Origin of the sequence: Bacteroides cellulosilyticus DSM 14838, assembly GCF_000158035.1 — a bacterium.
Taxonomy (GTDB): Bacteria; Bacteroidota; Bacteroidia; order Bacteroidales; family Bacteroidaceae; genus Bacteroides; species Bacteroides cellulosilyticus.
The window spans coordinates 183,797-191,872 of record NZ_EQ973492.1 but is presented as its reverse complement, the minus strand read 5'-3'; the positions used below and the strand labels follow the sequence as shown (position 1 = coordinate 191,872).

The window sequence follows — 8,076 nt, the reverse complement described above, 5'->3', positions numbered from 1 at the left end:
AACCTCTATCTGCCCTCCCTGGGAGATGAGAATGTATTGATACCCCTACCCACCAAGACGGATGTGTATCAAGCCGCCCTCACTTTCCGCCCGGAGATAGAGTCGGGCAAACTGAATGTTAAGGCATCCGACCTTGACATCAGCATCGCTAAAGCGGGATATATTCCGACATTAAGCCTCAGCGCAGGTATCGGTACAACGAATGCCAATGGCAACGATTTTTCCTTCTCCGAACAGGTAAAGAATAATTGGAACAACTCACTGGGACTGACCGTAAGCATCCCCATCTTCACCAACCGTCAGACCAAGAGTGCCGTGCAAAAGGCCCGTCTGCAAAAGCAGACCAGTGAACTGGACTTGCAGGATCAGCAGAAAACTTTATACAAGACCATAGAAAGCCTCTGGCTGGATGCCAACAGTGCACAGCAGCAATATGTTGCCGCTGCCGAGAAACTGCGCAGTACGCAGACCAGTTACGATCTGATTCAGGAACAATTCAACCTGGGCATGAAGAATACCGTGGAACTGCTGACTGAGAAGAATAATCTGCTCAACGCACAGCAGGAAACACTGCAAGCCAAGTACATGGCAATACTGAATGCACAGTTGCTCCGCTTCTACCAGGGCGAAGGTATACAGTTGTAACCGCATGACGTAAACAAGCCTGTATGTCAGCATAATTCAGATATATAATATATCATTCAACGAGATAAGAAATAAACGAGATAAGAAATATAAGGTATGAGTAAAAAGAAAATTATCAGCTTAGCGGTCGGAGTCATTATTGTAGCCGGCATAGCTATTTGGGCATTTGGCGGACAAGCCAAAAAGCGGAAAGTGGTATATGAGACGGCCACCGTAGACCGCGCCAACATTTCCAATTCCGTGACGGCCACAGGCACTATCGAACCGGTGACCGAAGTGGAAGTAGGTACACAGGTCAGCGGTATCATCGATAGATTGTACGCAGACTATAACTCAGTAGTAACCAAGGGGCAGCTCATTGCCGAAATGGACAAAGTAACCCTGCAAAGCGAATTAGCATCGCAAAAGGCTACTTACGACGGTGCCAAAGCCGAATATGAATATCAACAGAAAAATTACGAGCGTAACAAAGGATTGCATGAGAAACAACTCATCAGTGATACGGATTACGAGCAAAGTCTTTATAACTACCAGAAAGCAAAGAGCGCCTTCGACAGTAGTAAAGCCTCTCTGGCCAAAGCAGAGCGCAATCTGTCCTATGCAACCATCACCTCTCCTATCGACGGCGTTGTCATCAGCCGCGACGTGGAAGAAGGACAGACAGTAGCTTCCGGTTTTGAAACCCCGACCCTCTTCACCATCGCTGCCGACCTGACACAGATGCAGGTAGTAGCTGACGTGGATGAAGCCGATATAGGCGATGTGGAAGAAGGACAGCGTGTAAGTTTCACGGTAGACGCTTATCCGAATGATGTGTTCGAAGGAAAAGTGACACAGATTCGCCTGGGAGCCACAAGCAGTTCAAGCAGCACCACTACCACCACTACGGTAGTTACATATGAAGTAGTCATTTCCGCCCACAATCCGGACTTGAAACTGAAACCGAGGCTGACGGCAAACATCACTATCTACACTCTGGATAAACAAGGAGTACTGAGCGTTCCGGCAAAAGCGCTGCGCTTTACGCCTGCCGTTCCACTGGTAGGATCGAATGCAGTGGTAAAGATTGCGAAGGTGAACATAAAGTCTGGACTCGTGAAGGTGACACATTCACTGCACATCCGGTTAGCATAGGTATCTCTAACGGAATTGTCACCGAAATTACAGGCGGTATCAACGAAGGCACACAAATAGTATCCGATGCGGTGATTAGCACAGGTGCCGAAACCGCTGTAGCCGAAGGCCAGGGAGATGGCGAAAGAAGTCCTTTCATGCCGGGCCCTCCGGGAAACAATAAGAAAAAGAATAGTAAATAACCAGCGTAGCGCTGGAGCAAAGTTTCCTTTCGGCATGCAAGTAATTTTTCATTTATTCAACGAAACAATTCCGAAACAATGAGCAAAACAGTTATAGAATTACAAAATATTCGGCGCGACTTTCAGGTGGGCGATGAAACGGTCCATGCCCTGCGTGGCGTCTCCTTCTCCATCACCGAAGGAGAGTTCGTGACCATCATGGGTACGTCCGGCTCCGGTAAGTCAACGCTGTTGAATACCTTGGGCTGCCTAGATACTCCCACCAGCGGCGAATACCTGCTGGATGGCATATCCGTACGCACCATGAGCAAACCTCAACGAGCCATCCTGCGGAACCGGAAGATCGGCTTTGTTTTTCAGAATTACAACCTGTTGGCAAAGACCACTGCCGTAGAGAATGTAGAGTTACCCTTGATGTACAACGCTTCCGTCTCAGCAGCCGAACGTAAGCAACGCGCCATCCAAGCCCTGCAAGCAGTGGGACTGGGTAATCGTCTGGAACATAAATCGAACCAGATGTCCGGCGGACAGATGCAGCGTGTAGCCATCGCCCGAGCCCTGGTGAACAACCCTGCGGTAATCCTTGCCGATGAAGCAACAGGTAATCTGGATACACGTACTTCTTTTGAGATATTGGTTCTCTTCCAGAAACTGCATGCCGAAGGACGTACGATTATATTTGTCACCCACAACCCCGAAATAGCTCAGTACAGTAGCCGGAATATCCGTCTACGCGACGGGCATGTGACGGAAGATACGGTGAACCCGAAAATCCTCTCAGCGGCAGAAGCTCTGGCAGCGCTGCCAAAGAGTGATGAAGACTAATAAATATAAATTATGAACGGAACAAACCTTTTCAAAATAGCCCTCCGCGCCCTTGCCAACAATAAGCTTCGCGCCTTCCTCACCATGCTGGGTATCATCATCGGTGTGGCATCCGTCATCACCATGCTCGCCATCGGGCAAGGCTCGAAGAAAAGCATTCAGGCACAGATCGCGGAAATGGGTTCGAATATGATTATGATTCATCCGGGCGGTGATATGCGTGGCGGTGTCCGTCAGGATGCCTCGTCCATGCAGACTCTGAAGCTGACTGATTATGAAGCCCTGCGGGATGAAACCAACTTCCTGGCAGCCGTCAGCCCCAATGTATCGTCCAGCGGACAGCTCATCGCAGGAAACAACAACTATCCTGCCTCTGTAAATGGTGTAGGTACCGAATATCTCGAAATCCGCCAGTTAAGCGTAGAGAGTGGCGAGATGTTTACCGAAGCGGACATTCAGAGTGCCGCCAAAGTCTGCATCATCGGTAAGACCATTGTGGACAATCTTTTCCCGGACGGACAGGACCCTATCGGACATATCATCCGTTTCAACCAGGTACCCCTGCGTGTAGTGGGTGTACTTAAAGCCAAAGGCTACAACTCCATGGGTATGGACCAGGACGAAATCGTACTGGCACCTTATACCACGGTAATGAAACGTATGCTTGCCGTCACATACCTGCAAGGTGTCTTCGCCTCTGCCCTCTCCGAGGATATGACGGATTATGCAACGGATGAAATCACCACCATCCTGCGCCGCAACCATAAGCTGAAAGAGAGTGATGACGACGACTTCACCATTCGCAGCCAACAGGAACTCAGCACCATGCTGAACTCCACTACCGACCTGATGACAACACTCCTGGCATGTATCGCCGGCATCTCTCTGGTAGTAGGTGGTATCGGTATCATGAACATCATGTACGTCAGCGTGACGGAGCGTACCCGTGAAATCGGTCTGCGCATGTCTGTCGGTGCCCGTGGGGTGGATATTCTCTCGCAATTCCTAATCGAGGCCATCCTTATCAGTATTACAGGTGGTATCATCGGAGTTGTCATTGGCTGCGGAGCCTCATTCATCGTAAAGAACGTAGCCCACTGGCCTATCTACATCCAGGCATGGAGTGTATTCCTCTCCTTCGCCGTTTGTACGGTCACCGGTGTGTTCTTCGGCTGGTATCCGGCTAAGAAGGCAGCGGATCTGGACCCGATAGAGGCAATAAGATACGAATAAAAGGGATTAGCGGTTAGTGATTAGTGGTTAGTTGGGAATTCCAATATGCTACACAGCAATTAATCACTAATCACTAAACGTTAATCACTAAAATTAATTATTTTTGTAACATGATTATGCAAGACTCCCAAACTCGCCGGATTGTAGAAGTTCTCATCCATATCATCGGATGGGGAATCGTTTTCGCTTTCCCATTTCTGCTGATGAATCGTAGCGGATTTACGGTAAGCTGGGTAGACTATTTACGTCATGGCAGTGCGGTTCCGGTATCATTCCTGATCGTGTTCTACCTAAACTACTGTTTCTTCATCCCCCGTTTCTTATTTGAGGGACGCATCAAGCAATATGTATTACTGAATCTCCTGCTCATACTTTGCACAGCTGTCGGCGTACACTTTTGGCAAGATTTCATCTTCCATACGTATGTGAAACCCGAAGCTCACAAACGTCCCGGACCTCCCAGTTGGATCTTCATCCTGCGAGATGTCTTCTCAATGGTTCTCACCGTAGGACTGGCCGCTGCCATCCGTATGAGTGGCCGTTGGGTAAAAGTAGAAGCCGCACGCCGGGAAGCCGAGAAAAGCCGCACGGAAGCGGAACTGAAAAACCTGCGTAATCAACTGAACCCGCACTTCCTACTCAACACCCTGAACAACATCTATGCTCTTATCGCCTTCGACAGCGATAAAGCACAAGCCGCTGTTCAGGAATTAAGTCGCCTGCTGCGTCACGTTCTCTACGACAATCAACAGAATTTTGTCTCTCTTGGCAAAGAGATGGATTTCATCCGCAACTACATTGAACTGATGCGCATCCGCCTCTCCGCAAACGTAACTGTAGAGACACAAATAGATGTTCGTGCCGATAGTCGTACGGAAATAGCCCCGCTCATTTTCATCTCCCTCATAGAGAATGCCTTCAAACATGGCATCTCTCCCACCGAGCCCAGTTTTATCCACATCCATTTCAGTGAAAGCCCCGGTCGGGTATGCTGCGAAATAACCAACAGCTACCACCCCAAAAGCCAGACTGATAAAAGTGGAAGTGGCATAGGACTGGAGCAAGTGCGGAAACGCCTGGAATTAACTTATCCCGGCCAATATGAATGGACCCAAGGAGTAAGCGACGATGGGAAAGAATATAAATCAATCTTATCACTCTTTAACATTCAACATTATGAATCTAACTTGTGCCATAGTAGATGACGAACCTTTAGCTTTAGATTTACTGGAAAGCTACGTCAACAAAACTCCGTTCCTGACATTGAAGGGAAAGTATTCCAGTGCCGTACAGGCTATGAAGGAACTGCCGGATAAGCAAGTGGATTTGCTTTTCCTTGATATACAGATGCCCGAACTTAACGGTTTGGAATTCTCCAAAATGGTAGATACACATACCCGCATTGTCTTTAGTACCGCTTTTGAACAATACGCCATTGATGGTTATAAAGTAAATGCTTTGGATTATCTGCTAAAACCTATTTCTTACGTGGATTTTTTGCAGGCAGCTAATAAAGCCGTACAATGGTTTGAACTCTTACAACAGCCTAAAGAAGAAATAGAAAGTATATTTGTAAAAAGTGACTATAAGCTGGTACAAATAGAACTTAAAAAGATACTTTATGTAGAAGGTTTAAAGGATTATGTTAAAATTTATACAGAAGATACCGCCCGGCCTATTTTATCGCTTATGAGTATGAAATCAATGGAGGAATTATTACCAACATCCCGTTTCATGCGGGTTCACAGATCTTATATTGTACAGAAAGAAAAAATAAGAGTTATTGATCGGGGACGGATTGTGTTTGATAAAACGTATATCCCTGTCAGCGATAGTTATAAACAGGTATTTCAAACTTTCCTGGATAAAAGGAGCTAGGAAATAACATTCATTTGTCGATAAAATATCCGAATCTGTCGACAAAACATAATTTCCTATTGCATATTAAAAAATGTTTTTTTACCTTTGCATCGAACAGATAAAGGAAGTTGTGAAACTTCCCCCAATAGAATAGTTTAGTTAAGTCTAGTTTAGTTTTTGTGTGAAGCACTTCCTCCGTAAGCGAACGATAGGAAGTGCTTTTTGTTTTATTGATTTTCAAAAAATTAAAATCTATATTCAACACACAAGAACTTTATGCAGTATAGTTATAAATTGAGCATACTTCGCTAACACAACCTATTTTAGAATACTGCTATTCCTTGGTCATTATTACGTCTGTGGGCACTGAGAAGCCACGAGGAATCCATTCTTCTGGAGCAGGAACCATATCTTCCGCATAATCTCCTTCCAATGCATACCACAGACCTTTCTTCTCATCTAACTTCCAGTGGAGCTTGTTAGAGGCCGTCAAATCCATTGTCCCACCAAGTATTCCTTCACCATTCAAGTGCAATTTACGCTGGTCATAAAAAGTGAAACCTAAATAATTAGGGGTTGTACTATAAGCCTCAATATAAATATTACACAATGGTGCAAATGTATAAATATCCCATGTTGTTGGTAATGTTTTAATATAGTTTTCTTTGACTATTCCCTTTACGCTGAGATAATAACCTCCAAAAATACCAGTACGCTTATCTTTTCCATGGCTTTTCACCACACCTTTTTGCAGTTTAATTTTAAAGATAGTATCATTTTTCTGATATATCCATGTTCCTACGAAAGCATCATAATTTGCTTGAGAAAACACGCCCATACAAGTGAACACAAGAACGAAAAGTATGTAAATCCGTTTCATATCTTTCCTGCTCATAGTATTAGAAAATTTATGTTGCCAGCTTCCCGGATACAACGGATAAAAATAAAAAGTGTGGGAACTTATTAATATCAATAACACTTTCTGAAAAATTATTTTTTGATACGCACCAAAAATACAAAAAAGTAAGAAGCTACCAACAAAATAAATAAAGAAGTAATCAATAAGCACTATGAAAGATGCTACCAGAGCCAAAAATAAATGCTCTTTTCTATACTGTTCACTAAAAATGATTGATGCCAATCATGAAGTATATAAATATCTAATATCCAAATGATTTGCACTTTTTTTAATACACCCGGAGACTTTTATTTATAACAAGTAAAAAAGAAATAGAGACATTTCTTTCAAAATTAGCTTCCTTTGCAGTTACAAGGTTTTTGGATAGAAAACCTAAGATATATTTGTAGTATATATAGTATATCTCAGTTTTGGTCATAAAAGGTTGAAACTGTTTGTTTGTTTTGCAGAGATGCACCCTTTCTAAGCGTAGTCAGGGTGCATTTCATTTTTTTTTATGAGCGTAAAATCTATACTATTTGATTCCCAAGAACTGGAAAGGTTTTGTAGCGACAAACTCTTTGGCAGTATTTCCCGCATACGTTTTACCGGAAAGAAGATTCAACTTCTTGACAGGCGCTTTCTCTGAGAAATCCACATCCTTGAAGTCAATCCAAAATACATTGGGATATAAAGTAGACTCAAAGTAATAAACTTTATCCTTCTGATCGGAAACGGTCCTCCATCGGGTTGAAGAAATATTCGGCTGATCAGGAGTGCTGATACCGAACGGAACGGAAGTATTGCGTATCACGCTGAATACACTGGCCAAAGCTGTACGGGTATCTTCTGTTTTAGGAATAGCATTTATATAGAAAGAAGCTCTCACAAAACGGTCGGCAGCACGATTGGTACCCGGCAAAAAAGTGGTTCCTCCGATATTCCTCCAATAATCATCAAGCGCCAGTTGCTGGTCAAACACAGGTGAGTTTGTCATTACCTGATATGCTTTGCTATGATGAATATCCAACTTTCCGTCCACATACTCAAAAATAGCATTATCACCCATAGCGTCCGAAATGGAAAGATGAAGGGTAGCCATACGCGTACCGTCGGGCATCATATCCGACACCACATCGAAAGTATTCTTTTCTACCTCGGCAACAGCCTCATCCACCGTTGCAAAATTATCAAGCATATATTGCACCCAGGCGGCTATGGACAAAGCCGGTCTCTCACCGTTCCATTGGGGATAGGATGATTCTGCCAGCCACAACAGATTGGCAACGAGTCCTTTTT

7 protein-coding genes and 1 pseudogene are annotated in these 8,076 nt (G+C 44.5%); 6 read left to right on the top strand and 2 right to left on the bottom strand.

Annotation, left to right across the window (positions count from 1 at the left end; genetic code table 11):
- The 6 genes and pseudogenes from BACCELL_RS26145 to BACCELL_RS18760 all read left to right on the top strand — a co-directional run.
- The coding region (locus BACCELL_RS26145; RefSeq protein ID WP_007213584.1) for a TolC family protein at positions 1-645 on the top strand (645 nt) is incomplete at its 5' end.
- A gap of 96 nt (positions 646-741) precedes the next feature.
- Positions 742-1,961 (top strand): annotated as a pseudogene (locus BACCELL_RS18780) (efflux RND transporter periplasmic adaptor subunit).
- 78 nt (positions 1,962-2,039) lie between these two features.
- On the top strand, positions 2,040-2,786 hold the full coding sequence (locus BACCELL_RS18775) for an ABC transporter ATP-binding protein (RefSeq protein ID WP_007213581.1): 747 nt from the start codon (positions 2,040-2,042) through the stop codon (positions 2,784-2,786).
- Between the two features lie 12 nt (positions 2,787-2,798).
- The gene (locus BACCELL_RS18770) at positions 2,799-4,019 is read left to right on the top strand and encodes an ABC transporter permease (RefSeq protein ID WP_007213580.1); all 1,221 of its coding nucleotides are present in this window, start codon (positions 2,799-2,801) and stop codon (positions 4,017-4,019) included.
- 110 nt (positions 4,020-4,129) lie between these two features.
- Positions 4,130-5,224: a sensor histidine kinase gene (locus BACCELL_RS18765; protein ID WP_007213579.1), complete on the top strand. Its 1,095-nt coding sequence runs from the start codon at positions 4,130-4,132 to the stop codon at positions 5,222-5,224.
- Positions 5,196-5,897, top strand: coding sequence for a LytR/AlgR family response regulator transcription factor (locus BACCELL_RS18760; RefSeq protein ID WP_007213578.1), 702 nt, complete (start codon positions 5,196-5,198; stop codon positions 5,895-5,897). Before BACCELL_RS18765 ends, BACCELL_RS18760 begins: the two co-directional genes overlap by 29 nt.
- A gap of 316 nt (positions 5,898-6,213) precedes the next feature.
- Here BACCELL_RS18760 and BACCELL_RS18755 read toward each other — a convergent pair whose 3' ends face one another.
- Entirely contained in the window at positions 6,214-7,020 is an 807-nt protein-coding gene (locus tag BACCELL_RS18755; RefSeq protein WP_007213576.1) for a DUF6705 family protein, read from the bottom strand.
- Between the two features lie 292 nt (positions 7,021-7,312).
- A partial coding sequence (locus BACCELL_RS18750) for a linear amide C-N hydrolase (protein ID WP_007213574.1) occupies positions 7,313-8,076 on the bottom strand: 764 nt, incomplete at its 5' end.

Coding starts and splice junctions, on each gene's coding strand:
- BACCELL_RS18775 (WP_007213581.1), top strand. CDS start 2,040: ATGAGCAAAACAGTTATAGAATTACAAAATATTCGGCGCGACTTTCAG.
- BACCELL_RS18770 (WP_007213580.1), top strand. CDS start 2,799: ATGAACGGAACAAACCTTTTCAAAATAGCCCTCCGCGCCCTTGCCAAC.
- BACCELL_RS18765 (WP_007213579.1), top strand. CDS start 4,130: ATGATTATGCAAGACTCCCAAACTCGCCGGATTGTAGAAGTTCTCATC.
- BACCELL_RS18760 (WP_007213578.1), top strand. CDS start 5,196: ATGAATCTAACTTGTGCCATAGTAGATGACGAACCTTTAGCTTTAGAT.